At 62.6% G+C, this 23,725-nt stretch carries 19 protein-coding genes and 4 pseudogenes; 11 read left to right on the forward strand and 12 right to left on the reverse strand.

What is annotated here, in order from left to right:
* From I6F21_RS05040 to I6F21_RS05065, 6 genes and pseudogenes are all read right to left on the reverse strand, one after another.
* A pseudogene (locus tag I6F21_RS05040) lies at nucleotides 1–1,578 on the reverse strand (DHA2 family efflux MFS transporter permease subunit); the annotation flags it as partial.
* Nucleotides 1,575–2,603, reverse strand: coding sequence for an HlyD family secretion protein (locus I6F21_RS05045; protein ID WP_141697701.1), 1,029 nt, complete (start codon nucleotides 2,601–2,603; stop codon nucleotides 1,575–1,577). The pseudogene I6F21_RS05040 and the gene I6F21_RS05045, both read right to left, overlap by 4 nt.
* Nucleotides 2,604–2,708: 105 nt before the next feature.
* Nucleotides 2,709–3,356, reverse strand: a complete 648-nt coding sequence (locus tag I6F21_RS05050; RefSeq protein WP_036041924.1) for an NAD(P)-binding oxidoreductase — start codon at nucleotides 3,354–3,356, stop codon at nucleotides 2,709–2,711.
* Between the two features lie 317 nt (nucleotides 3,357–3,673).
* Nucleotides 3,674–4,602 (reverse strand): annotated as a pseudogene (locus tag I6F21_RS05055) (MBL fold metallo-hydrolase).
* Between the two features lie 96 nt (nucleotides 4,603–4,698).
* Nucleotides 4,699–5,916, reverse strand: a complete 1,218-nt coding sequence (locus I6F21_RS05060; protein WP_074448228.1) for an NAD(P)/FAD-dependent oxidoreductase — start codon at nucleotides 5,914–5,916, stop codon at nucleotides 4,699–4,701.
* 1,158 nt (nucleotides 5,917–7,074) lie between these two features.
* Nucleotides 7,075–7,920 (reverse strand): AraC family transcriptional regulator, encoded by an 846-nt coding sequence (locus I6F21_RS05065; RefSeq protein WP_225182988.1) that lies wholly within the window; start codon nucleotides 7,918–7,920, stop codon nucleotides 7,075–7,077.
* A 492-nt stretch (nucleotides 7,921–8,412) separates the two neighbouring features.
* On the opposite strand from I6F21_RS05065, the gene I6F21_RS05070 reads away from it, so the two are divergent.
* Nucleotides 8,413–9,345 carry an AraC family transcriptional regulator gene (locus I6F21_RS05070; RefSeq protein ID WP_225182825.1) on the forward strand — a complete coding sequence of 311 codons (933 nt, stop codon included), beginning with the start codon at nucleotides 8,413–8,415 and terminating at the stop codon, nucleotides 9,343–9,345.
* A 27-nt stretch (nucleotides 9,346–9,372) separates the two neighbouring features.
* Here I6F21_RS05070 and I6F21_RS05075 read toward each other — a convergent pair whose 3' ends face one another.
* Entirely contained in the window at nucleotides 9,373–10,233 is an 861-nt protein-coding gene (locus I6F21_RS05075; RefSeq protein ID WP_081493015.1) for a catalase, read from the reverse strand.
* A 532-nt stretch (nucleotides 10,234–10,765) separates the two neighbouring features.
* Here I6F21_RS05075 and I6F21_RS05080 point away from each other — a divergent pair.
* The gene (locus tag I6F21_RS05080; protein WP_157786037.1) at nucleotides 10,766–10,921 is read left to right on the forward strand and encodes a hypothetical protein; all 156 of its coding nucleotides are present in this window, start codon (nucleotides 10,766–10,768) and stop codon (nucleotides 10,919–10,921) included.
* 114 nt (nucleotides 10,922–11,035) lie between these two features.
* A pseudogene (locus I6F21_RS05085) lies at nucleotides 11,036–11,228 on the forward strand (type III glutamate--ammonia ligase); the annotation flags it as partial.
* 14 nt (nucleotides 11,229–11,242) lie between these two features.
* Here the strand turns inward: I6F21_RS05085 and I6F21_RS05090 are convergent.
* From I6F21_RS05090 to I6F21_RS05100, 3 genes and pseudogenes are all read right to left on the reverse strand, one after another.
* On the reverse strand, nucleotides 11,243–12,346 hold the full coding sequence (locus I6F21_RS05090; protein ID WP_036029291.1) for a murein L,D-transpeptidase family protein: 1,104 nt from the start codon (nucleotides 12,344–12,346) through the stop codon (nucleotides 11,243–11,245).
* Nucleotides 12,347–12,386: 40 nt separating this feature from the next.
* A pseudogene (locus I6F21_RS05095) lies at nucleotides 12,387–12,470 on the reverse strand (nitroreductase); the annotation flags it as partial.
* A 426-nt stretch (nucleotides 12,471–12,896) separates the two neighbouring features.
* On the reverse strand, nucleotides 12,897–13,757 hold the full coding sequence (locus I6F21_RS05100) for a helix-turn-helix transcriptional regulator (protein ID WP_225182826.1): 861 nt from the start codon (nucleotides 13,755–13,757) through the stop codon (nucleotides 12,897–12,899).
* Between the two features lie 211 nt (nucleotides 13,758–13,968).
* Here I6F21_RS05100 and I6F21_RS05105 point away from each other — a divergent pair, with 211 nt between their 5' ends.
* From I6F21_RS05105 to I6F21_RS05130, 6 genes are read left to right on the forward strand one after another with little or no spacing between them, the layout of a single operon-like run.
* Nucleotides 13,969–15,546 (forward strand): ABC transporter substrate-binding protein, encoded by a 1,578-nt coding sequence (locus I6F21_RS05105; RefSeq protein ID WP_225182827.1) that lies wholly within the window; start codon nucleotides 13,969–13,971, stop codon nucleotides 15,544–15,546.
* Nucleotides 15,543–16,544 (forward strand): ABC transporter permease, encoded by a 1,002-nt coding sequence (locus I6F21_RS05110; protein WP_225114620.1) that lies wholly within the window; start codon nucleotides 15,543–15,545, stop codon nucleotides 16,542–16,544. Before I6F21_RS05105 ends, I6F21_RS05110 begins: the two co-directional genes overlap by 4 nt.
* A complete protein-coding gene (locus tag I6F21_RS05115; RefSeq protein ID WP_036008084.1) occupies nucleotides 16,544–17,377 on the forward strand; it encodes an ABC transporter permease in 834 nt (277 codons plus the stop codon). The genes I6F21_RS05110 and I6F21_RS05115 overlap by 1 nt, the downstream gene beginning before the upstream one ends.
* The gene (locus tag I6F21_RS05120; protein WP_225182828.1) at nucleotides 17,374–19,062 is read left to right on the forward strand and encodes an ABC transporter ATP-binding protein; all 1,689 of its coding nucleotides are present in this window, start codon (nucleotides 17,374–17,376) and stop codon (nucleotides 19,060–19,062) included. Before I6F21_RS05115 ends, I6F21_RS05120 begins: the two co-directional genes overlap by 4 nt.
* A complete protein-coding gene (locus tag I6F21_RS05125; protein WP_109142916.1) occupies nucleotides 19,059–20,354 on the forward strand; it encodes an ArgE/DapE family deacylase in 1,296 nt (431 codons plus the stop codon). The genes I6F21_RS05120 and I6F21_RS05125 overlap by 4 nt, the downstream gene beginning before the upstream one ends.
* Before the next feature lie 40 nt (nucleotides 20,355–20,394).
* Entirely contained in the window at nucleotides 20,395–21,030 is a 636-nt protein-coding gene (locus I6F21_RS05130; RefSeq protein ID WP_036029306.1) for a pyridoxamine 5'-phosphate oxidase family protein, read from the forward strand.
* A gap of 154 nt (nucleotides 21,031–21,184) precedes the next feature.
* Here the strand turns inward: I6F21_RS05130 and I6F21_RS05135 are convergent, their stop codons facing one another.
* Nucleotides 21,185–21,739: a DMT family transporter gene (locus I6F21_RS05135; RefSeq protein WP_225182829.1), complete on the reverse strand. Its 555-nt coding sequence runs from the start codon at nucleotides 21,737–21,739 to the stop codon at nucleotides 21,185–21,187.
* A 192-nt stretch (nucleotides 21,740–21,931) separates the two neighbouring features.
* On the opposite strand from I6F21_RS05135, the gene I6F21_RS05140 reads away from it, so the two are divergent.
* The gene (locus I6F21_RS05140) at nucleotides 21,932–22,789 is read left to right on the forward strand and encodes an SDR family oxidoreductase (protein ID WP_225182830.1); all 858 of its coding nucleotides are present in this window, start codon (nucleotides 21,932–21,934) and stop codon (nucleotides 22,787–22,789) included.
* Between the two features lie 95 nt (nucleotides 22,790–22,884).
* Here the strand turns inward: I6F21_RS05140 and I6F21_RS05145 are convergent, their stop codons facing one another.
* Entirely contained in the window at nucleotides 22,885–23,400 is a 516-nt protein-coding gene (locus tag I6F21_RS05145; protein ID WP_225182831.1) for a ferritin-like domain-containing protein, read from the reverse strand.
* Between the two features lie 87 nt (nucleotides 23,401–23,487).
* Here I6F21_RS05145 and I6F21_RS05150 point away from each other — a divergent pair, with 87 nt between their 5' ends.
* A complete protein-coding gene (locus I6F21_RS05150; RefSeq protein WP_225182832.1) occupies nucleotides 23,488–23,682 on the forward strand; it encodes a hypothetical protein in 195 nt (64 codons plus the stop codon).
* Nucleotides 23,683–23,725 lie beyond the last annotated feature (43 nt).

The following is a 23,725-nucleotide window of genomic DNA, read 5'->3' on the forward strand; positions in this document are numbered from 1 at the left end:
CGCGCGCTTCTTCGCGTGCAGGGCAAACGCGATCTTGATGGTGACCAGAACCGGCGCAGCGATGACGAAAAGAAGAGCGATGGCAGCGAACGCGGTGTCGAAAGCGATCACCGTGGATTGACCGGTGAGGGCTCGACCCAACAGACCCATCGCAGTCCGGCCGGCGGCCACGCTGTCCATTCCTCGTGCTGCGAGCATGGCACTCGTCGTTCCCAGCCGCTCGCTGACCGCGGAAAGGCCTGCGGTGACACTCGCGCCAAGCACCGTGGCATTGGTGGTGACATTGTGGTCGATCATGGTCTGGAGCCCGGCTACCCCCATGAGGCCACCGAGCTGGCGCCCGGCGTTGAAAAGACCGATGCCGGACGCTCGATTGCGGTTGTTGAGGTCGCTGAAAGCGATAAGGGTGATCGACAGGAAGAGGAAGCCAAGTCCAAAGCCGCGAAGCAGGATGGCGGCCATCATGTCGTCGGCGCCACTTTCGCTGGTCGAGCCGGACAGCATCCACATCGCGGCCATGATCATCAGGATTCCGAACGGCACCGTGGCGATAGGGGGAGCGCCCCTGACCTGCATGAGAAAGGCAGCAATGAGGAGCGCGCCGACGAAAAGCGCGCCGCTCGGCAATAGGAGCTGGCCGGCCTCACTTGGCGTGAACGCGAGAACGGACACGGCAAACGATGGGATCAGATACGCGCTGCCGAACAAGGCGGCACCGGCGACGAAACTGACGATAAAGGCGAAGGAAAAATCGTTCGACCGGAACAAGGTGAAATCGAACAGGCCTTGGCTTTTGGCCATCGCCTGTTGGCCGAGAAACGCCAGCAAGGCGGCTGCGCCGATCACGGTCAGCCACGCGATGCGAGGCTCCTCGAACCAGCGCCATCGGCTGCCTTGGTTGATAACATAGGTGAAGCAGAAGAATGTGACTGAGATCAGCAAGAAGCCGACCCAGTCGAACGGAAGGCGCGCAGCCGCAACGGGCCTGGGGCCGTCTGCGATCAGCAGAAGTCCGATAGCGGCGAGGGCTACCGGAATAACGCCGAAGAAGATCCATGCCCACGACTGGCTGTCGATCAACCATCCCTGGAGCGCCGGAGCGATGGTCGCAGGAGCGACCACGGACCCCATCGCAAACAGAGCCTGAAGGATCGGCTGGTAGGATCGCGGATAGGCGAGGAAAATGATCGACTGTCCCGCGACAAGCAAGGTGCCGCCGGAGAAGCCCTGTATGATGCGGAGTGCGACCAGCAGATCTAACCGATACGTGATGGCGGCGATTCCGCAGGCCGTGCCCATGACCAGCGTCGAACCGATCATCAGGCGGCGCGGACTGGTGCGTGTCATGAGCCAGGAGGCGGCCATGAACCCGACTAGCTTTGTTGCGGTGTATCCGATGTCCAGCCAGGCGAACTCGTCGGGAGTCGCATGGGTGTCGCCAATGATGTCGTTGCGTCCGAGCGACAGGACGGTGCTTGCGATCGCCTCCGTCAGAGTGGCGAGCACGATGCCTGCGACAAGAATGCTTCCTGCCGCGCGCCTGTCGTAGCCTGGCGTGGCGTCGGCGATCGCGGTCATGTGCCGCTTCCTCGATCTATTTCAACACGCGCCGACAGGCCAGGCACGACGCGGCCGGGCAATGGATTTCTGTCGAAGCGGATTTTCACAGGCACCCGTTGAACGACACGAATGAAGTTCCCCGTCGCATTGTCAGCGGGGAGCAGGGTGAACGCAGAACCGCTGCCGGGCGCAAAGCTGTCCACCACACCTTCAATCGTCTGGTTCGGATAGCCGTCCACCTTGATGCGGGCGCGCTGACCGGGCCGGATATGTTCGATCTGGCTTTCCTTGAAGTTCGCCACCACCCACACGTTCTTGACCGGAACGATATCGAGCAAGGAGGTGCCCGGCGTGACAAGCCGGCCGACGCGAACCTGGCGGTTGCCGACGACGCCGTCGACCGGCGCATGCACCACGGTGTGGTCGAGATCGATCTGGGCGAGATCGCGTGCGGCGTGCGCTTGCGCCACTGCAGCAAGTGCAGCTTCGCGCTGGCTGGCAAGGACGGCGATGCGTGCCCGCTGGGCCTCCACCGTTGCCGCCGCCGCCGACACGCCCGCCTCGGTTCTCGATAACGCCGCATCGCTTTCATCGACCTGCGCCTGGCTGATCGCGTTGGTGCGGATCAGTTCGCGGCGGCGATCGGAGGCCTTGCGCGCCAGATTCATCTCGGCCACGCTCGCAAGTCTTTGAGCTTCGGCCTGCCGTATCAGGGCATGCTGGAGTTGGATCTCCGCATCGACATTGGTGAGGCGGGCTTGGGCGGCTTCGACATTGGCCTCGGCTTGCGCCAGGCGTGCGCGGTAGTCGCGATCGTCGATCCGGAATAGGACGTCGCCTGCACGAACGGTCTGGTTATCCTGAACCTCCACGGCCGTGACGTAGCCTGCAGCCTTCGGCGCGAGCGAGGTCATTTCGCCGCGAATATAGGCGTTGTCGGTGAATGTCTCGTTCGAATGGGCATACGCCCAGCCACCAGCCACAAGCACGACAGCGCCGAGGCACAGCACCAAGCCGACCGCCTTCTTGTTAACATGCACCACGATACCCTCCTGCAACGGTTGTTGTCGCTGACAGCTCTGCCAATTCACTCGCTTTCCGGCCGCCACCGGCGGAGATCGCGGTTTCACCGCAATTCGTCGCCAAACCTAGTTGCGCACCGTTATGGCCTTCTTGTATGTCGCGGGATCATCGAGGATCTTGACCAAATACTCGGCCACGTCCGCGCGGGTGGCTGTTGAGGTGATATTCCAGCGCAGATCGGTCCCGGCCTTCAGGTTTCCGCGAGCACGCTTGAATGTCAGCGTCGCCGGTCGAACGATCGTCCAATCGCAGTCACTCTCCCGGACAGCTGCCTCCTGCGCCTCCTTGTCTGCCATCACCTCCTTGAGTGCGAGCTTGACCATGAAGCCTGCGCCAAAACTCCCGGTGCGGTAGCTCTCACCGACACTCACCGAGCTCTCAACGATGAGTCGGCCCTGGCCTGGAGGCATGGCGGCCAGAATGTTCTTGGTTCCCACCGAGCAAACCGGGACACCGGGCTGGCGTCGACCCAGATCCTCCTTCGCCTGAGGTACCATCCCCAACGTGCAGATCACCGCATCCGCACCTTGGACCGCAGATGCCACCGAGGCTGCATCCATTGCATCGCCCTTGACGATTCTGAGATTCGGATGCGTCAAGGGCATGCGCTTTGGGTCACGGACAAAGGCGGTGACGACGTGACCCGCGGACAAGGCGGACTCAACGACGAGCCGTCCTGTCGACCCCGTTGAACCAAAGACAACGACGTTCATCACACTCTCCCATCGCGCGGCTGCGAGGCGCGATCGCCGTGCGGAGGGTCCGTGAAGCCAGCAGCATCTTTGCGCGGACACTCAGGTTGCGCCAGGGTCATCAACGGGAGCGCGCACTCACTGTGGTGTGGGACTTCCTCGACATGCATGTTCATGCAGAAGGCGCAGCCGTTGAGCTGCGAAGCACGCACGGTCTCGCGTTTCATCGAGGTCGAGCTCCAAAAGGATTTTGAGTGAGCGGGCCGCGCTCCGGCGCTGGTAGCGCGGCCCGTATCGAATGAAGCGCTTACGAGGCGTCTCTCGATCGAACTGTACGATCAGTAGTCCCAGAAGACCGGCACCCAGCGAAAGGCGTCGCCGTCGACTGCCACATGTCCGACGGACGGGAACGGCAGGTGAGTGGCCACCAGCAGTCCACCGGTCTCAGCCAGTTCCCGCAACAGACTGATACGAACGCGGGCCGACTCCTCGGGATCGTGTTCGAAGCCGTTGTACCAGTCGGGGTGCTCGAACCCGACCGCGAACACGAGGTCGCCGGCGAACGTCAGCCGGTCGCCGCCGGACGCCACGCGGACCACGCTGTGCCCGGGGGTGTGGCCGCCGGTGCGAGTGACGATCATCCCGGTGCCACCTCGTACTGCTCCTCGAACGGCCGTAGCTGGCTGCGGTACTCTTTCACGAACCGCTTGGCGGTCGATCGAAGCGCGTCCGGGAAACCCGGCGGCATGGCGACGTGGGAGAAATCGGGCGCCTCCCAGAACTTGACCTCGGCGGCCGCCACGTGGATCCGCAGGTCCGGACGTAGCTGTTCCTTGACCCCTTCGACGAGCAGCCCACCGATGTGGTCCATGTGCATGTGGGTCAGCACCACGTCGGTCACGGACGCAAGATCGATGCCGGCGGCCTCCAGTCGCTTGATCAATTGCCCGGCGCGCGGCAAGTGCAAGTCCGGGTCGAGCCCAAGCCCAGCATCGACGAGTATGGTCCGGTCGCCGCTACGCACCACGACCACATTCAGCGCCCAATCGTAGGCGTCGGGCGGCAGGAACATGTCTTTCAGCCAGGTCGCCCGGACGGCCGGGTCGATGTTGTGTGCCAACATTGCGGTTGGGAGCGGTAGCACGCCGTCGCTGACGACCAGCACGTCAATGTCGCCGACCTGCACCGCGTAGCGCGACGGAACCAATTCGTTGGACCCCGGTCCACTGCGGTGTGAGGTGTTGGCTAAGCTCGTGTCGACGTCCATGCTCGATCTCCTGTTTCATGTTCAAGGTACTGGCTGATCTCGGTTGAGTTGGCCGCGCAGCCAGCGAGAAGCGCGGCCCCGTTTCGCGTGAAGCATCTAGAAGAAGCCACTCACGTCAGTCACACGCTCCGGATCGGCAGCGGCCAGCGCGGCGGCACGCTCGGGCTGCGGCGGAGAGATCCAGACGGTGTTGATCTCCTGCTTGGTCTTCTTGGCGACCTCGCCGACCATCGCCACCTTGCGTTCCCAGCCAACGGTGAACAGCGCACCGGCTTCGCCGAGGTCGAGGCAGGTGACATAGCCCTTCTGGTGATAGGGCTTGGTCGGAACGCCCAGCAGTTCGGCGGCGGCGTTGTTGCCGGCAAAAGCGCCCATTCGCGTGGCGTGCTGACACGACATCAGCGCGTAATTGCCGATATCGTCGCTTGCGGCCCTGGCGGCATCGCCGGTAGCGAAGACACCTGGCACTGATGGCACGCGCAAATCCCGGTCGACCAGTAGGCGGCCGAAATTGTCGCGCTCGGCCGGGATCTGCTGGGTCAACGGTGCCGCGCGAATACCTGCCGCCCAGATCACGGTCTCGGCCTCGATGTGCTCGCCGTCGGAAAGCGTGACGCCGGATTCGTCCAGCGATGTAATGCCGGCGCCAAGCCGGGTCTCCACGCCGAGCTTGCGCAGGGCCTCTTCGATGACAGGACGGGGGCCTTCGCCCATATCAGGCGCGATCGCCTTGTTGCGGTCGACGATGATGACGCGCGTCTTGGCGTCCTTGCCGAGGATTCCGCGCAGTCGCGAGGGCATCTCGGTGGCCGCCTCGATGCCGGTGAAACCGCCGCCGGCAACGACAACCGTGTCACGCCCGTTCGCCGCCGGCCGTTTCGCCAGGCCGTGCAAATGCTTGTCGAGGGCAATTGCATCATCGAGCGAGTCGACGCTAAATCCGTGCTCGCTGAGGCCCGGAATGTTCGGACGGAATAGCCGGCTGCCGGTCGCCACCACCAGCCGGTCGTAGGAAAGGGTCTTCTTCGCACCCTTGGTGGCGACGATGCCCACCGTGCGGGATTTGGCGTCGATGGTTTCGGCGCTGCCTTGCACGTAAGTAACATCGACGGCCTTGAGCACATCCAGCAGCGGCGCCGTCAGGGTCTCGGGCTTCGGTTCGTACAGCCGCGGCCGGACCACCAGCGTTGGCTCTGGCGCGACCAGCGCGATCTCGAGCTCCTCGGGCGAAACGCCCTGGATATCGCGCAGGCGGGCTGCGGAAAGTGCGGCGTACATGCCAGCGAAGCCGGCTCCTATGATAACAAGTCGCATGTGATCTACTCCTTGGCTTGATTTTCTCGGTAGTGCACCGCCGCTTCTCTTTGGCGGCAAGCATCCTCCGATCGACGTCGACGCGAACAGGCGGACAGAAGACCGGCGGACCTATGGTAGGCAGTTCGGTTCCGAAGACATCGGCATGGGGTTTTCACAAGCCGCGCGGCAGCCTCCGAAAGGGGATGCCCAGCCACGGTTAAGGGTCACGGGCAAAGCTGGGCTCGGGCCCCAGTTCTGGTAGGGGAGCTGGGCGCCTACTTTGGACATGATGGAAATCACGGGACTGGTCCGTTGCACGGCCTGCGCTGGAATTTCCACCTCCTCCCCCGCTGCTGAAGTGAAGCGAACTCCCAAAGAAAGTCCGTACACGAGTGCGGTCACGAAGCCTTTTCGGCGTGAAGTGATTGCAAGCCGGTCGACCAAGTTCTTCCTGAGCATGTTGTCTCCGTCTGCTGGGGCGTGGGGCACCCTCATGATCTAGCGGACCGAAGATGCGACTGCGCCAGAGCGATTGCTGTACCTGCAGAGCAATTGCTGCTAACGCACGCGGCGTTGCGCTAGGGCTTTCGCCCAGGCGATCGCTGAACGCCACGGCGAGGGCGTACGAGACCGCGTAGCCGAGCTCCGCCGCCATCGACAAAAAACCATGCGTCGGCGACTTGCAGCATGTTCATGGTGATCGAGCGGTACTGTGGCGCAGCCGAACGGGCGGCGAGATCCCGGTGCTTTCCTCGAAGGCTCGGCAGAAGTGGAAGCTCGACAGGCCCGCCTCGCGAGTGAGACATCGGTATCGATGTCCGCGCAAGTGTTCGCCGGTGCGGCGGCATTGCCATCGGCGACAACGCGTCAATGACCGGCTGGATCGCGGTCCAAGAGATCGCAGGGATGCCGTGCCGCACAACGCGCTCGACTGTTGTCTGCGGATTACAGCATCATGTTTCAAGAACCCGGGAATACCCATCGCGAGGTTGAGCCCGGTCGATGAGTGTCATCGTGCGAGAACGCGCCGCTCCAAACACCGCCGATATCCCACTCACCGCTAGAACCGCAGTGATGCCGTGGGGGAGAGCCATGGACGCTGTCGGCCATAAGTGCGACTGCGTCGTGGACATTTCCCGCTGTGGGGAAAAGCTTGTTACGGTAGAACGAATGCCGTCAACGCTTGTGACGTCTCCAGTCGCTTGGCGTTTCGCCGGTCAGTTTCTTGAATGCCGCGGCGAAGGCGGTCTGGGAGGAGTAGCCGAGGGCCGCCGCGATCGAGACGACGGATTCATCGCTATCGCGCAGCATGCTCATGGCCTGCTCAAGCCGGTACTGGCGCAGCCAGGCATGAGGCGAAAGCCCGGTGCTTTCCTTGAAGGCACGGCAGAAATGAAAGCGCGATAGACCGGCATCCGAAGCCAGCGCCGCGAGCGAGACGTCCGAATCGCTGTCCGAGCGCAAGCGGTCGGTGGCACGGAGCAGGACCTTCGGCGAAAGCCCGCCCATTGTTGGCTGGATCGTCGTTGGCGAGCCGGTGTGCGCAGCCAGAAGACGCGTGGCCAGGAGGTCTATTAATTGGTGCCTGAACAGCGTATCCAGCGCCTCATTGCTCTGCAGGACATCCGTCGCGCTCAAGATCAATCGGGACGTAATGGGGTCGTGATGCGCCGTTCGCTCCACGAGGTCGATCGGTGTGGCGGTGTTGGCTTCGTCAGCGACGCGCTTGAGCACTGCGTGAGGAAGATAGAGCTGAACGACATCAACAGGTTTCGGAATATCCCATCGTGAGCTTGATCCTTCCGGAATGATTATCAATACACCAGGCCGAAACGTTCCGATCGCAACCGATCTGCCTGTCCGACGCTCCATGCGCTGCATCGAGCCGTTGTAAGCCATGATGACGTGATGGCTCATAGGCTCGACGACGTCGTGCAATGGCTCATGTTTCCAGTGAGCGATCGCGCTCCCAGAGGGGTCCAAAGCCATGCTGAGTGGTTTGGTGTGAAGCACGCGTGCCATCTCAACATCGGCAGGACGGCGGTCGGAAACCTGCAAATAACGCTGCTGCGCGCCGGAAGCGTCTGACTGGTTTTGTTGGTGCGAATGATCGCGCAAGATTGGCTGGCTCATGAACCTGTCCTAGCTTCGAGGAGCATCGTTGAGCGTTCGGCGCGCGTTCTAAGCGGGTACAGGCCCAGCGTCTTTCTCAAAACTCCCGTGCTTTGCCTGATCCTGCTGTAAGCTGATGCTAGGCGCCCGCGCCGCGATTAAAGTCGCAATCAGCGCGGCGGACGGTGGCGGTTAACTGCTGTCGAAATAGGCAATCGACGCCGGGAGCCGTCGTAAGCGGCAGCGAATGGACAAAATCGCTGACGTTCTCGAGCAGACATCGAGCTTTGTGTCACGAAACTGCCACGACGAAACTGGACGACCGTGCGCTAGCGTCAGATAATGGTTCACGAAATCACGTGCGGGCGCTTGTCAGTCCAACTTCGCTGAGAGAGTTATCCTATGACCCAGGCGAGCGCCTTCGGCCGGAAGCTCGGGCGGTTTTTGCACCTGAAGGATGCGCCGCCCTCGCTGATAACGAGTTCGCTGCGCGGGGTGGAGCTCGCGGTCACCGAAACCCGGGATGACAATCCAGTGCCGGGTCTTTCCGGTTCCTTTACCGCGGAGGATGCTTTCGTCGTCAGCCTCAAACTTCACGATTATCCCGACTGCGAACTCTGGGAAAATGGCAAGTGCGTGATGAAAGCGGATGTTCCCGCGGGAGCGACCTATCTGTACGATCTCAAGCGCGATCCGCGCTACGTGATCGACAAGCCGTTCCACTCCCTGTTTTTCTATTTGCCGCGCTCGGCGCTCGACGCTCTCACTGAGCAGCCCCGCATGCCGCGCGTCGGTCAGCTTGCCTGTGAACTCGGCGTAGGCCATGACGACACGGTCGTCCGTCATATCGGCGCGTCATTGCAACAAGCGCTGCGTCGGCCAGACGAGACGAACCAGCTTTTCATCGATCACATGATGCTCGCGCTCACCGCACACGTCGCCCAGGCCTACGGCGGGCTACGTCCCTGCACTGAACCGAACCGCGGCGGTCTTGCGCCGTGGCAGGTCAAGCGCGTCTGCGAAAGGCTGGAATCCGATCTCGGCGGAAAGCTTTCGTTGCAGGAAATCGCGGCCGAGTTCGATCTTTCGATCAGCCACTTTTCGCGCGCGTTTCGTATCTCCACCGGCCTGCCGCCGCACCAGTGGCTGCTGCGCCAGCGTGTGAAGGCGGCCAAGCAACTGATGACGGTTCGCGACCTGTCGCTGTCGGAAATTGCAATATCGGCCGGGTTCGCCAATCAAAGCCACTTCACGAGGGTGTTTTCGTCTGTGGTCGGCGTCAGCCCGGGAACGTGGCGCCGCGAGGCGCGGGGTGCACTGGAAAGCAAGAAGTGATCGGAGCCCCGGCAGAAGCCTTTTCGCTCAGCGACGCGTTGCCTGCGAGATAGCGTAAGCGGCGCGACGCACCGCAAACGTCTCGTCCAACGGATGACCGATTCCTTCGGCCAGAGTTGCCGGATTGAACATGGGTTCGTCGCAGGCATCATTTTCTTCGACACCAGTGATCACGATCGTTCCCAGCCGTACCGCTTCGCGTCCGTCCTCATCGGGCCATCGGACGGTCACGTCCATGACCGGGTCGCCCGGACGGTCCAGCAGCGCCATCACACTGAACCTCATATCGCGAGCCGCGATCCGGGATTCGAGGTCGTGCAGCAGCTCGGTGGGTTTTGCGTTGGCTGCGGCCCTGCGCCTCGCCGCCTGTTCGCCGACTGGCGTGACCTTGAACTTGATGAACCTTGTCTCGCCTCTTGAATTGGTCGCGGGAAACGCGTGCACGCCCCAATAGGTTGTTGAGGCAAAGCTTACGGCAGGCGGATGCGCGGCGATGTAGCTCGCCTGATGCAGCGTCTCGGGATTGGCAACTGAAAATGTCTCGACCATTTCCAGATCCGGCTTGCCGTCGGGTCCTGGAATACGTGCTCGAAGGAAAGCCAGCATCTGGTCGGGGGTCCTCGCGAAATGAACCGGGGCACTCTGGGTTAAAATATCCGAGCGCTCGCCATCGCTGCCAAGCCGGAAGCTGAATCCGCGCAATAACAGGTAGTTGGTGTCTGGGCCTTCCGCCACCGAGAAGCGCGCCAGGAGGCGCGAAGGCTTGGTGAAGCTACAGGATTTCGTGATCTCCTTCGCCTGGTCCGATGGGGTATAGGTGCCGCGAACGCATCGGCCATTGGCAAAGCTCGCACGTGACTTTGGCGGAAGGCCGGCAACCGTCTTCATGGCGGCGACTATGGATGCGGAGCCGGCAAGGCCGCGGGGGAACTTGGGCAGGACGGGACCTCGTGATCTAGAGTTGGTAAAGTTCTTGGGCAGGACAACTTGGGCGTCTTTCCCGAATCCTTCCCGCCTTGTCTGTTTCTGCGACAAAGCTTGCCGACGGCAGCATCCCTGATGCGTACCGTTCGCAGGACCTCAGTTCGCTTCTGGTCCGGAGCTGACGCGAACGCTGCAGCTGGCGAAGCCCGCCTTGAGGGGAGCGGACGAGCAGCCGCTTACGTTCTGACGCTTAGCAATCGCGGAGCTCTCTCTGGACAGAGAACCTTCAAAAGACGATCGGCCACTCTCACCTAGGGCGTCAGCTCGACCACTGCGTTGGGGCTGCCCAGTCCGGTGCTGCACCACCGCCAATACACCTTCAGAAGCGAATTTTGGCCGAGGCTGATGCTTGGCCCGCCATTTCGGGCCAGGACCACGCATGTAGTGCAGCTCGGGCCGGTAGCTATCGCGTAGGTCCAAAAACAGGTTCTGAAGAATGCTGGCGATGTCGGACACGGTCACAGCCGCCTTCGAGAAAAAAACAGACTTTGCGGACCAGCGCGCAGAAGCCGGTGCGATCACACGAGGACTGACAATGTTTTTCCAGATCATCGTTTCTCTCCATCCGCTTGGATGTCGCCCGATGATTTAGCGGATCAGGTCTGCTGCTGCGCCAGAGCGATTGCCGTACCTACAGAGCGATTGCTGCTAATTCATGCGCCCGGCCAATCGGTCGTGCCTCCGCAGGTTCCGCGAGACCTTCAGGCACACCGTGACCTCGGCCAAGCGGCTCCCGATGAATCTGCTCGATGCCTTGCGAGCGCTCGAACATTTCAAGCGTGCTGCGGGATCATCTCGGGGAGTTCGTACCCGCCTATCTCAAGCTGAAGCATGAGGAGTGGAACGACTACGCACGCCATCTGACCCAATGGGAGCGAGACAACACTCTGGACTGTTGAGTTGCAACAGGTGTTCAGCACTGGCGCGATGGGAAGCCGGCACGCGCCGTATCACACACAGACGATCTGGAGGACCAGGTACCAAACCATTTGCTCGTCAACGAACCATCATTGTCGGTCCAGGGGATCGGTGGCAATTGCGGCAGGTAGGATGCATATGGCATCACTTTCGCAAGCGTCACCCTGCCCGGGTACCGTGCGAGAAAAGCCTTGTTCATTCCGCCGTCGAATCCGCTGTAGATCGGGGCAACTGGCACGTTGTCTTCAAGCAATTGCGCGTACGCGCGCTCGTCGGCGCGCCGCTTTTCCAGCGCCCTTCGCGCGATTTCCGGATTGACGACAAAGGGAGGGCATTTCTCGATCGGATTGAACACGAGAGGGTGCGGCGAATTCGGGGAAGGTTGCGCATCGAACACATAGCGGCGGTTACACACATCCACTTTGGGTTCGAGCTGTGTCGTCTCGAAATGATCGTTGCCGACCTTGAGCATTTCCCAGAAGGGCAGGTTGGGATTGTTTCGATGGCGCGCCAGATTCACCGGTGTCAGGCGGAACGGATAGGCTTGGACCTGGAACGATGTTCGGCCGCCGCGGAATGAGTCACGCGCCAGCGAATAGATCTCGCTGATCTGTTCGTCCGTCATGGCATAGCAACCGCTCGACCAGCAGTCGCCGTGGATCATGAGGAAGCTGCCGTTTCGCTTGTTTGCCCTGTCGAAGCTGTTCGGATAGCCGAGGTTGATCGAGAGATAGAAATTGGAGTTGGGGTTCATCAACTCAGGCGTAACTGTATAAAACCCTTCCGGAGCCTGTCGGTCGCCCTCGTACAATTTCGGCCCGAGATCGCCCGACCACCGGCAGATCGGATAGGTCTTCAGCAATTGGAAACGGCCGGCCGTGTCCTGCTTCCAGACTTCGAGCTCTGCCTCGTCCTTGAAAAGACGCACAAGGATAGGGGAATATTTCGGCATCTTCTTCTGTTCGAGCAGCGCGAGCAGCTCGGCCGGCAATTCCTGCGTCGCCTTGGCGGGCAACGGCTTGCTGCTTTCGCCAAAGCATGTGGCAGGTGCTAAGGCAGCGGCAAAAGCCGCCGCCAGCACAATTGCGTGTCGGACCATGGCGCATATCACTGCTGTACCTCCAGCCCGTCGCGCGCCGCTATTTCTCAAATCCGACGAACATCGTAGCCTCCTCGACCGACTTCCGCTCTGACACCATCGCATTCGCCGGAAAAGTCTCGTCATTCTACCCCCGATGTCGCCGAACCACCGGACGCTGCTTCAGCAGTTCGACGCCGCGCCGGCAAGCACGCGAAGGCGCAACACAAGTCGTTCGATTGCAAGACTATGGATCAATCGGACGACATCGTCTACGGAGTGAACGACCTCGAGGCAATGTGCTCTCCGCAAGCCTCGCCGGTTCGGCAGGCTCGGCTGAACTCGACGAGAGGTGATCGCGCTGGTGCACCGTGCCTCGCCGGTACCTCCGGCAGGCGCCAGGCGATCCATCACGGCGCCTGTACGCTTCAGCGCGCGATGACACATCATGGTTCTGCTGCAAGATGGTCCCCGCTCCGGGCGAAGGCACGCGCTGGCGCGACCACCATTACTACAAGATGGCTGTCTCAGCGCGGTTTTCATCTCGACGAACCGGCGTCGTCGCTAGCGACTAGCGCAGCACGACTTCTTGATCTGTCCAGCGAAGATAATGCCGCGGTGCAGCGCCTAGCTCGCGCTTAAACATGGCGGCGAATGCGCTCGGGCTGTCATAGCCCACGTCCAGCGCTACGCATGTGACGGGTTCGCCTGCGCCCAGGCGTGCCAAAGCTTCCAGGAGCCGCACGCGTTGTCGCCACACTGAAAAGCTCTGACCGGTCTCGCGGCGGAACAGCCTCGTCAGCGTTCGCCGGCTGAGGCTGCATTTGTCTGCCCAGTCGTCGAGCGTGAGGTCCGAGGAGGGGTCGCCAAGCACTGCCTTGCAGATCGTTGCAAGGCGGGGGTCCGGTGGCACCTGCACGTGAAGCGTCACCTCCGGCATGTGTGAGATCTCGGCGAGCAGGAGTTCGAGAAGCTTGCCGTCGCGTCCGTCCTGGTCGTAGGTCTGCGGCATCCGCACCGCCTCGTCCATCAGGGCTTCGACGAGCGAGGATGCACGAATCAGGCGGCACGTCTCCGACGTTCCTCGTCCGCGATCAGGCGTGACATAGATCGTCTGGGCCTCGACTTCACCCCAGGCGCGCGACTGATGTACAACGCCAGCCGGAATCCATAATCCATGCCCGGGTGGAACCACGAAATGACCGCGCTCGGTCATCATCGCCGTGACGCCGGTGATCTGCAGGATGAACTGGTCGCGCCGATGCGCGTGCCGCGTGCTGGTGCTCTCGTTCGGATAAGTTGCGGTCATCGCGGCGACCGGCCGCGCGATCGTCTGAAGTTGTCCGGCATAGTGGGCGGCCGCTGCGGGGCCCTCCTGTTTGCTGCAGGTGCGCAATTCGCCAGTCACATCTCGCCGCGTAACGACTTTCACGTGTCGTGAACTCCCGATCCAAGTCCTTTTCTGCAAGGCTCTTATGCATCTTCCGGGCCAGATATGGCCCGATCGCGATGGTTCTTGTCCCCGATCAGGTAGCGCGGGACAGGGCGTTTGGCAACAATGCTCGCGCCAGTCAGATTCGTCAAACCCGAATACGGCGTCTGGCAAGGTCCTTCTCACGCCGATATGCGACACGGAGAGCTCGATGAACAGACGCGAATTCACCCAGGCCATGCTGGCCGCCGGCGCCGCTATCCCCTTCGGCATCACGCGCGCGGCCGGCCAGACCCGCGGTGGAACGCTCAACACCATCATCCAGCCCGAGCCGCCGCTGCTGGTCACCGCCTTCAACCAGCAGCAGCCGACGCTGACGCTCGGCGGCAAGATCTACGAGAGCCTTCTCAAATATGGCGCTGACCTCAAGCCGATGCCGGGGATGGCGCAGTCCTGGGAGATTTCGCCGGACGGGCTGACCTATACGTTCAAGCTGTTTCCCAACATCACCTTCCACGACGGCAAGCCGATGACGTCCGAGGACGTCGTGTTCAGCTGCATGAAGGTGTTGACCGAGACGCATCCGCGCGCGCGGCAGAACTTTGCGCGCGTCGCTTCGGCCGAGGCGCCAGATCCGCTCACCGTCGTGTTCAAGCTGAAGCAGCCCTTCGCGCCGTTCCTCGGCTGCTTTGACTGCACCTCGGCGCCGATCGTGCCAAAGCACATCTATGAAGGCACCGACTACCGCAAGAACCCGCTGAACGACAAGGCGATCGGCACCGGCCCATTCAAGCTGAAGGAATGGGTGCGCGGCTCGCATGTCCATCTGGTGCGCCATGAAGGATACTATCTGAAGGACCAGCCGCACCTGGATGAGATCATCTACCGCATCATCCCGGATTCGGCATCGCGCGCGCTGGCGCTGGAGAACGGCACGGTGCAACTCGCGCAATGGACCGACGTCGAGTTCTTCGACGTGCAGCGCTTCAAGGCGCAGAAAAACCTCGAAGTCACCACCAAGGGCTATGAGTATTTCGCGCCGCACCAGTGGCTCGAGATGAACAACCGTATCGCGCCGATGAACGACAAGCGCTTCCGGCAGGCGGTGATGCACCTGATCGACCGCGATGCGCTCGCCAAGCGGGTCTATTTCGGCAGCGCCAAGGTCGCGACCGGCCCGATCTCGTCCAAGACGAAATTCTACGACGGCAAGGTCAAGCGCTACGACTATTCGATCGACAAGGCCAAGGCGCTGCTCGACGAGATGGGGCTGAAGCCCGACACCAACGGCAAGCGCGCTGAGATCAAATACATCGTGCCGCCTTACGGCGAATCCTATCAGCGCGCCGGCGAGTTCTTCCGCCAGAGTTTTGCCCGCGTCGGCATCGATCTCGTCCTCGTCGGCACCGACATGGCCGGCTGGGCCGAGAAGGTCGGCAACTGGGACTATGAGATGACCCAAAACCTGCTCTACCAGCTCGGCGATCCCGCGCTCGGCGTCTCCCGCACTTACGTGTCGTCGAACATCAAGAAAGGCATCCTGTTCTCGAATACCGAAGGCTATTCCAACCCTGAGGTCGACAGACTGTTCGACGAGGCCGCCGTCACGCTCGACGAGGCCAAGCGACAGGAGCTTTATTCCAAGGTGCAGCAGATCCTGATCGAGGACGTGCCGGTCGCCTGGACGCTGGAGCTCGAATATCCCATCATCTACGACAAGGCGTTCAAGAACATCGTGTCGACCGGCATCGGCTCGCACGAAACCTTCGGGTCGGTCTACAAATCGTGATCCGTCTCGGCAGCGCGGCGACGATCGGGCTGATGGCACTGAGCCGGATTGCCCAGCTCGTCGCCGTCATCCTCGTCATCGCCACTTTCAACTTCGTGCTGGTGCGGGCCGCCCCTGGCGATCCCGCCCAGGTCATGGCCGGCCAATCCGGCGCGTCCGATCCGAAGTTGCTGGAAGATCTGCGCAAGGAATATGGGCTCGACAAGCCCTACGCCGTGCAGCTCGCAAGCTATCTCGGCCGCGTCGTCAGGCTCGACCTCGGCTATTCCTACCGCCAGCGCCGCGCGGTGGTCGATCTCATCCTGGAACGGCTGCCGGCGACGCTGCTGTTGACGGTGACGGCCTTCTGCCTCGCGCTGCTGATCGGCACGACCCTTGGCGCGCTCGCGGGGCTGGCGGCGGGCAGCGTGCTCGATACGGTCTTCACCGTGCTGTCGCTGGTGCTTTATGCGACGCCGGTGTTCTGGCTGGGGCTGATGCTGGTGCTGGTCTTCTCCGTGACACTCGGCTGGCTGCCGCCGTTCGGTTACGAGACCATCAACGTCAAGCTCTCGCCGCTGGAGCATGCGCTCGACATCGCCAAGCACATGATCATGCCGGTGACCTCGCTGGCGGCGATCTATCTCGCGATCTATGCCCGGCTGATGCGGTCCTCGATCATCGAGGTCGCCCAGCAGGACTTCATCAAGACCGCGCGCGCCAAGGGCCTCTCCGGGCCCAGCATTGTGGTCGGCCACATGCTGCGCAACGCGCTGGTGCCCGTCGTCACCGTGGCCGGCATGCAGGCCGGCGCGCTGGTCGGCGGCGCCGTGGTCATCGAGACGGTGTTCGCCTGGCCGGGCCTCGGCCGGCTGACCTTCGATGCGCTGCTCCAGCGTGATTATCCCGTGCTGCTCGGCATTTTTCTCATTCTGTCGATCGTGGTCATCGTGCTCAATCTGCTGACCGACCTGATCTACAGGCTGATCGATCCCCGCATGACGACAGGAGCTGCGTGATGGATGCGGTTCGCGCCTTCCTGCGTCATCCTAGCGGCATGGTCGGCCTCGTCGTGCTGCTTGTCGTGGTCGTCATCGCGCTCATCGCGCCCACCGTCTTTCCGGTCTCGCCCTGGGAAATGGTCAGCGCGCCGTTCACGCCGCCCGGCGAGGACGGCCTGCTGCTCGGCGGCGACACGCTCGGCCGCGACGTTGCGGCCGGCGTCGCCTATGGTGCCCGCGTGTCGCTCGTCATCGGCATCGCCTCGGCCATGGCGGCTATGGTGATCGGCGTTACGATCGGCGCAATTTCCGGCTATTTCGGCGGCAAGGTCGATCTCGTGCTGATGCGGGTGACCGAGCTGTTCCAGACCATCCCCGCTTTCGTGCTTGCGATCCTCTTGGTCGCGACCTTCAACCCGTCGCTGCTGACGATCATCCTGACCATCGGCGCCGTGAGCTGGCCGCCGCTGGCGCGCCTCACCCGCGCCGAGTTCCTGCGCCTGCGCAATCGTGAATTCGTCGAAGCCGCGCTGTGCCAGGGCGAGGGCACCTTGCAGATCGTGCTCGGCCATATCCTGCCCAATGCGATTTCGCCGATCCTGGTCGTGACCTCCCTGACGGTCGCCACCGCCATCCTGCTCGAAAGCGCGTTGTCCTTCATGGGCCTCGGCGATCCCAATCTGATGTCCTGGGGTTTCATGATCGGAGCCGGCCGCACCGTCATCCGGAATGCCTGGTGGATGAGCGTGTTTCCGGGGCTCGCGATCCTCATCACCGTGCTTGCCATCAACCTGTTCGGCGAAGGTCTCTCCGATGTGCTCAATCCGCGTGTATCGAGGCGTCGGTCATGAGCGAGGCCGTGCAAGCCAAGGCACCCGTTCTGTCGGTAGAGGGGCTCTCGATCGCGCTGCCCGAAGGCGGCGATCGCCCGTTCGCGGTCGAGAACGTCTCCTTCGAGGTCAAGCCCAACGAGGTTGTCTGTCTCGTCGGCGAGTCCGGCTCGGGCAAGTCGATGATCGCCCATGCGGTGCTGTCGCTGCTGCCGAAGAGCGTCAATATTGCCGCGGGCGCCGTGACTGTCGCAGGACAAGATCCGGCAAAGCTCGACCGGCAGGCGCTGCGCCGCCTGCGCGGCGGCGAAGCCGCGATGATCTTTCAGGAGCCGTTGTCCTCGCTGAACCCGCTCAAGCGGGTTGGCAGGCAGATCGAGGAGATGATCCTCACCCATCAGAAGCCAATGCCGTCGGCAATTGAGGTGCACGAACGCGTGCAGCAGCTCCTGACGCAGGTCGGCCTGCCAAATCCAAAGCTGCTTGAGAAGAGCTATCCATTCGAGCTGTCCGGCGGCCAGCGCCAGCGCGTCATGATCGCGATGGCGATGGCCAACCGTCCGGCGCTCCTGGTCGCTGACGAGCCGACCACAGCGCTCGACGTCACCACCCAGCGTCAGATCCTGCGCCTGATCGACGATCTCCGGCGCGACCGCGGCATGGGCGTGCTGTTGATCACCCATGATTTTGGCGTCGTTGCCGATGTCGCCGACCGCGTCGTGGTGCTTCGTCACGGCAAGGTGGTGGAGCAGGGGACGGTCGAGGAAGTCCTGCGCAGTCCTAAGGCTGACTACACCCGCGAGTTGATCGATGCCGTGCCGAAGGCGCGGCTCGACGAGATCCGCCGCACCGCGGTCCATCCTACACCGCTGCTCGAAGTCATCGGTCTTGAGAAGACATTCCGGGTCAAGCGCGGCCTGTTGCAGCCGCCGCGCGAGGTCGTCGCAGCCGACGGCATCTCGCTGACCTTGTACGAGGGCGAGACGCTCGCCGTCGTCGGCGAATCCGGGTCCGGCAAGTCGACGCTCGGGCGCATGATCGTGCGTCTGACCGAGCCGGATGGCGGTGCCATCCGCTTCAACGGCCAGGATCTGCGCCAGCTCCGCGGCGAGGCGCTCCGCCAGGCGCGAAAACAGCTCCAGATCGTGTTCCAGGATCCGTTTGCGAGCCTCGATCCGCGCCAGAAGGTCGGCGATGCCATTGCGCGCGGACCAATGGCCTTTGGCACGTCGCGCACGGAAGCGATGGAGCAGGCGAGAAAGCTGCTGGTGCGAGTTGGCCTCAACGCCGTCGCCGCCGATCGTTATCCCCACGAATTCTCTGGGGGCCAGCGCCAGCGCATCTGTATTGCGCGCGCACTGGCACTCAAGCCGCGCGTGCTCATCGCCGACGAAGCCGTGTCGGCGCTTGACGTTTCCGTCCAGGCTCAGGTGCTGGCGCTGCTTGCCGAGCTCCGGCAGGAGATGAAGCTCGCCATGATCTTCATCACCCACGACCTGCGGATCGCCGCCGAGATCGCCGACCGCGTCATCGTGCTCCAGAAAGGGCGCATCGTTGAAGAGGGCGCGACCGCGGACGTTTTCACGGCCCCTCAAGCCGCCTACACACGCGAGCTGCTCGATGCGATCCCGGGCCGCGATTTCTTCGACCAGCCGGGCTTTGCCAGCGTGACCGGCACACTAGCGACAGCAAGGATGAGTTCATGACCGACAGCCGTCCCCTTCCAGCCGGCGCGCGCGAGCGCATCGAGGCCGCTGTGGATGCCGCCTTCGACGAGCAGATCGACACCACGATCGCGTTCACGGCGATCCCGAGCACGCGCGCGGCGGAGGCGCCCTGTCAGGACATGTTCGCAAAGCTGTTGCGCGATCGCGGCTACGAGGTCGATGATTGGGTCATCAACCAGGACGATCTGAAGGCGCTGCCGGGCTACGGGCCGGTCGAGACCGACTTCTCGCGTGCCCGCTCCGTTGTCGGCACCTTCCGGCCGGCCAGGGAAGAGGGCCGCTCACTGATCCTTCAGGGCCATTGCGACGTCGTGCCGGCAGGTCCGCTCGACATGTGGGAGCGGCCACCGTTTCAGCCGGTGGTCGAGAACGGTTGGCTCTATGGTCGCGGCGCCGGCGACATGAAGTCCGGTACAATCTCGGCGCTCTACGCGCTCGATGCGATCAAGGCCGCGGGCTACAGGCCCAAGGGCCGCATCCACCTGCAATCGGTGATCGAGGAGGAGAGCACCGGACTCGGCGCGCTCTCCACACTTCAGCGCGGCTATCGTGCCGATGTCTGCATCCTGCCCGAACCGACCGACGAGAAGCTGATGCGTGCCCAGGTCGGCGTGATCTGGTTCCGCCTGAAAGTGCGCGGGATACCAGTCCATGTCGCACGCGCCGGCACCGGCTCAAATGCGATCAAGGCTGCAATCCACCTGATCCAGAAGCTCGAAGGTCTCGAGGCCGAATGGAACGAGCGCGCGAAGACGCACCCCTCGTTCAAATCGGTCGAGCATCCGCTCAACTTCAATCCTGGAATCATCAAGGGCGGTGACTGGGCCTCCAGTGTGCCCGCCTGGTGCGATGTCGATTGCCGCATTGGTGTGCTGCCCGGCTGGAAGATCGCCGACGCCCAGGCCGAGATCGTGGATTTCGTCGCCAAGGCGGCGCGCTCGCATCCATTCCTCGCCAACAATCCGCCGGAGATCGTCTGGTCCGGCTTCCTGTCGCCGGGCTACGAGGCGACGGAGATTCAGGAAAGCGAGGCGGTTCTCGCTCCGGTCTACGAGCATGTGTTCGGCCGCAAGCTGACCAGCTTCTCGTCAACCGCACTGACCGATGCGCGCTTCTATGGTCTCGATTTTGGCGTGCCTGCGTTTTGCTTCGGCGCCACGATGGAAGGCGCGCACGGCTTCAACGAGCGCGTCGATCTCGCCTCGGTCAAGCGCGTCACCAAGGCGCTTGCGCTGTTCACCGCGAGCTGGTGCGGCATCGAGGCCAATTAGCCGAAAGAAGGAAACTCACCGCAAAAAGGGAGGTTCGCGAATGGGCAGCCAGGGTGCAGGCGGCAAGCCGCCGGTCAAGACGCAAGAGGATCTGCGCGCGCATTTCGGGCAGCTCAGCCCGCTCGCCGAGAAGAAGGTTCTCAGCCATCTCGACAGGTTCTGTCGCGACTTCATCGCGCTTTCCCCGTTCCTCGTCCTTGCCACCAGCGATGGCAACGGTCATGCCGATGCAAGCCCGCGCGGCGACGCGCCGGGCTTCGTCGCCGTGCTCGACGACAAGACGCTGCTGATCCCGGACCGGCGTGGCAACAACCGCGTCGACACCTTCGGCAATATCATCGCTTCCCCTGGCATCGGCCTGATCTTCCTGGTGCCGGGGATCAACGAGACCCTGCGCGTCAATGGCCGCGCCGAGATCTCGCAGGATGCCGAGCTGTTGACGCCGCTCGCGGTGCAGAACGTGGTCCCAATTATCGGGCTGAAGATCCATGTCGAGGAGACCTATTTTCATTGTGGCAAGGCGCTGATGCGCTCGAAGCTCTGGAATCCGGCTGCTCAGGTCGAGCGCAACAGTTTCCCGACGCTCGGCCGGATCATCGCCGAGCAGACTGTCGCCATCGCGGTCGAAGAGGCCGAGAAGACGATGGAAGAAGGATACCGTACGAGGCTCTACTGAGAATGACCAATCTGATCTAGCGGTCCGCCCTGCAGAAGGTTTCGACGATACGCTACATGCTCGCAGCCTGGCGCCCGTGAAATGTCTGCGAGGTAGGTAGCGAGCGGCAGCACTGAGCGCACAGACGCGACGAATCCGAACGGAAGCGGCATCGTCACGCTGCGAGGAAGAACCCAATGGCCGATGCCACGCTGTTGCCGCCGGCGCGCATGCCCGGAATGGCAACGAGCACCGCCCCGACGAGCAGGATGAGAACTGCAATGAGTTGCCGCCAGGACGGCACGCGCCGTGCGAAAAGCAATCCCAGCAGAATGGTGAAGATCGGCAGCGAGCCGTTGGCGAACGCTCCCCCGTATGCTGCCGACGCCCCCTTCAATCCAAAGTACATCAAAATGCTGTATACTACGCCGGGCCCACAAATTGACATCGACAGGATTGCGTGCAGCGGCAGGTGGCGCGGCCACCAGGCCTTGGCGAACGGAAGAACCAGGGCGCCGGTGACCAGGAACCGAAGCGCGGTCAAATCGAAGGGTGTCAGGCCGGATTGCATGCCGGCCCTCGAGAAGACGAGAAAGCCGGACCAGATGCAGAACACGCCGGCTGCGCTCAGGAGTCCGAAAATCCGCTCGTTCGATTTGGCTACAGGTGTCAAGCCCGTGTCCGATTGCTGGAGATATCTTGGCGCAGTTAAAACACCCGCGAGTTTCAAGATGCTCTCCGCAAGATGGCCCTCAAAGGTGACGCCATGGTGAGCGATCCCAGGGAGTTTTTCTAGCCGAGAGTTCCGCAAAGCCGCTGTAATCGGATCTCTGGGGTGCGGCCACGCTGTGCGATGACGAAATCAACGCGAGGAACACTTCCGGCAGCGCTCCGTTAGCGCAGCAAACGCCGGGAGTTGTCCATGACCAATTATCCAAAGCCGCCTTATCCTGCGCAGCAGCAGCCGATGCCGGGCTCGACGCGGGCCATGCGGCCGCGCCCGGATCATGGCGAGGAGAGTTACAAGGGCTCCGGCCGTCTTGCCGGAAAGAAGGCCATCATCACGGGCGGCGACAGCGGCATCGGCCGCGCGGTCGCGATTGCCTATGCGCGTGAAGGCGCGGATATCGTCATCTCCTATCTGAACGAGGACGAGGATGCGGCCGAGGTCAAGGCGCTGGTCGAGCGGGAGGGACGCAAGGCCGTCCTGATCCCGGGCGATATCAGCAATCCCGAGCATTGCCGCGCCATCGTGCTTCGCACTGTCGAGGAGCTCGGCGGCATCGACATCCTCGTCAACAACGCCGCCCATCAGGCGACGTTCAAGGACATCGCCGATATCAGCGACGAGGAATGGCAGCGGACGTTCGAGACCAACATCCACGCCATGTTCTATCTGGCCAAGGCCGCCGTCCCCCACATGCGGCCGGGCTCCGCGATCATCAACACGGCCTCGGTGAATTCCGACATGCCGAACCCGAGCCTGCTGGCCTACGCCACGACCAAGGGCGCCATCCAGAATTTCACCGGCGGGCTTGCGCAGATGCTGGCCGAGAAGGGCATCCGGGTCAATGCGGTGGCCCCGGGGCCGATCTGGACGCCGTTGATTCCCTCGACCATGTCGGAGGACAGGGTCAAGAACTTCGGCAAGCAGGTGCCGATGCAGCGCGCCGGCCAACCGGCCGAGCTCGCGACGGCCTATGTCATGCTGGCCGATCCGCTGTCGAGCTACACGTCGGGGGCGACGTTGCCCGTCACCGGCGGCAAGCCGTTCATTTGACCTGATGGATCTGTTCGCGGCGGAGATGAGCCGTCGCCATGCAGGGACGATGGCGCGCCGTGGGCGCCGCCATCGTCTTGATCAGTCTGCGGCAATCACGCGGCGTCGGACGCCTTGGCGTTGACGCCCTTCCGCAGGGCCACCGTATTCAGCTTGGTGTTGGCGGCCTTCTCTTCGTTCAGATTGGTGGTGAGGAAGCGCACGATGTCGTCGTGGCCGAGCTCTTCCGCCCAGGCGATCAGCGTGCCGTATCGGCACATTTCATAGTGCTCGACAGCCTGTGCGTTGGCGACGATCGCGGCGTCCAGCACGGCCTTGTCCTCGATCTCGCCGGCGGTCTCGTCGGCTTCCTTGATCAGGCCGTCGATGGCCGGGCAATGCGTGCCGCTCGGCTCCTTGCCGAGCTTGGCGAAGACCTTGTCGAGGCGCTCGACCTGCTTGTTGGTCTCTTCCAGATGCGCCTTCAGCCCGGCGACGAGATCCCTGTTGGTGGCCTTGTCGATCATCTTCGGCAGCGCCTTCAGGATCTGCTGTTCCGCGTAATAGATGTCCTGCAGCCCGTGCAGCAGCAGGTCTTCCATCGACTGGATGTCCTTGGTGAAGAATCCCATAAAAGACGTCTCCTTTTCACAATGATGGCAGTGGAACGCGGAGCGGCCGCCGCTGTTCCATTTTCGTAGGCAGATCGGGAGAGCCGAATGAACGATGGAGTGGATCATTTTGCGGGCCTGCTCGGACGTGCGGCGATGGAGGTGTGGGGCGACATGCCTCGCGACATCCAGGAGGCGCTGTTCGAGACCGCGATGAAGGGCCGCGACACCGAGCGTGAGGAGTTGGCGCGACTGCTGCATGAGCGGCATCCGCGCACGCTGCATCCGGTCCGGCCAGGCTGACGCAGCGGGTCGGGAACCATCATGCGATCTCCTGATTGGTGAA

Origin of the sequence: Bradyrhizobium sp. NBAIM03 (genome assembly GCF_020194055.1) — a bacterium.
In the GTDB taxonomy this organism is placed as follows: Bacteria; Pseudomonadota; Alphaproteobacteria; order Rhizobiales; family Xanthobacteraceae; genus Bradyrhizobium; species Bradyrhizobium yuanmingense.

What these genes read in the sequence shown, in the direction of transcription:
- I6F21_RS05090 (WP_036029291.1), bottom strand. Translation starts at nt 12,346, where the DNA reads ATGGTCCGACACGCAATTGTGCTGGCGGCGGCTTTTGCCGCTGCCTTA.
- I6F21_RS05065 (WP_225182988.1), bottom strand. Translation starts at nt 7,920, where the DNA reads ATGGCACGCGTGCTTCACACCAAACCACTCAGCATGGCTTTGGACCCC.
- I6F21_RS05115 (WP_036008084.1), top strand. Translation starts at nt 16,544, where the DNA reads ATGGATGCGGTTCGCGCCTTCCTGCGTCATCCTAGCGGCATGGTCGGC.
- I6F21_RS05125 (WP_109142916.1), top strand. Translation starts at nt 19,059, where the DNA reads ATGACCGACAGCCGTCCCCTTCCAGCCGGCGCGCGCGAGCGCATCGAG.
- I6F21_RS05150 (WP_225182832.1), top strand. Translation starts at nt 23,488, where the DNA reads ATGAACGATGGAGTGGATCATTTTGCGGGCCTGCTCGGACGTGCGGCG.
- I6F21_RS05105 (WP_225182827.1), top strand. Translation starts at nt 13,969, where the DNA reads ATGAACAGACGCGAATTCACCCAGGCCATGCTGGCCGCCGGCGCCGCT.
- I6F21_RS05070 (WP_225182825.1), top strand. Translation starts at nt 8,413, where the DNA reads ATGACCCAGGCGAGCGCCTTCGGCCGGAAGCTCGGGCGGTTTTTGCAC.
- I6F21_RS05080 (WP_157786037.1), top strand. Translation starts at nt 10,766, where the DNA reads ATGCTGGCGATGTCGGACACGGTCACAGCCGCCTTCGAGAAAAAAACA.
- I6F21_RS05050 (WP_036041924.1), bottom strand. Translation starts at nt 3,356, where the DNA reads ATGAACGTCGTTGTCTTTGGTTCAACGGGGTCGACAGGACGGCTCGTC.
- I6F21_RS05140 (WP_225182830.1), top strand. Translation starts at nt 21,932, where the DNA reads ATGACCAATTATCCAAAGCCGCCTTATCCTGCGCAGCAGCAGCCGATG.
- I6F21_RS05145 (WP_225182831.1), bottom strand. Translation starts at nt 23,400, where the DNA reads ATGGGATTCTTCACCAAGGACATCCAGTCGATGGAAGACCTGCTGCTG.
- I6F21_RS05060 (WP_074448228.1), bottom strand. Translation starts at nt 5,916, where the DNA reads ATGCGACTTGTTATCATAGGAGCCGGCTTCGCTGGCATGTACGCCGCA.
- I6F21_RS05130 (WP_036029306.1), top strand. Translation starts at nt 20,395, where the DNA reads ATGGGCAGCCAGGGTGCAGGCGGCAAGCCGCCGGTCAAGACGCAAGAG.
- I6F21_RS05120 (WP_225182828.1), top strand. Translation starts at nt 17,374, where the DNA reads ATGAGCGAGGCCGTGCAAGCCAAGGCACCCGTTCTGTCGGTAGAGGGG.
- I6F21_RS05075 (WP_081493015.1), bottom strand. Translation starts at nt 10,233, where the DNA reads ATGAAGACGGTTGCCGGCCTTCCGCCAAAGTCACGTGCGAGCTTTGCC.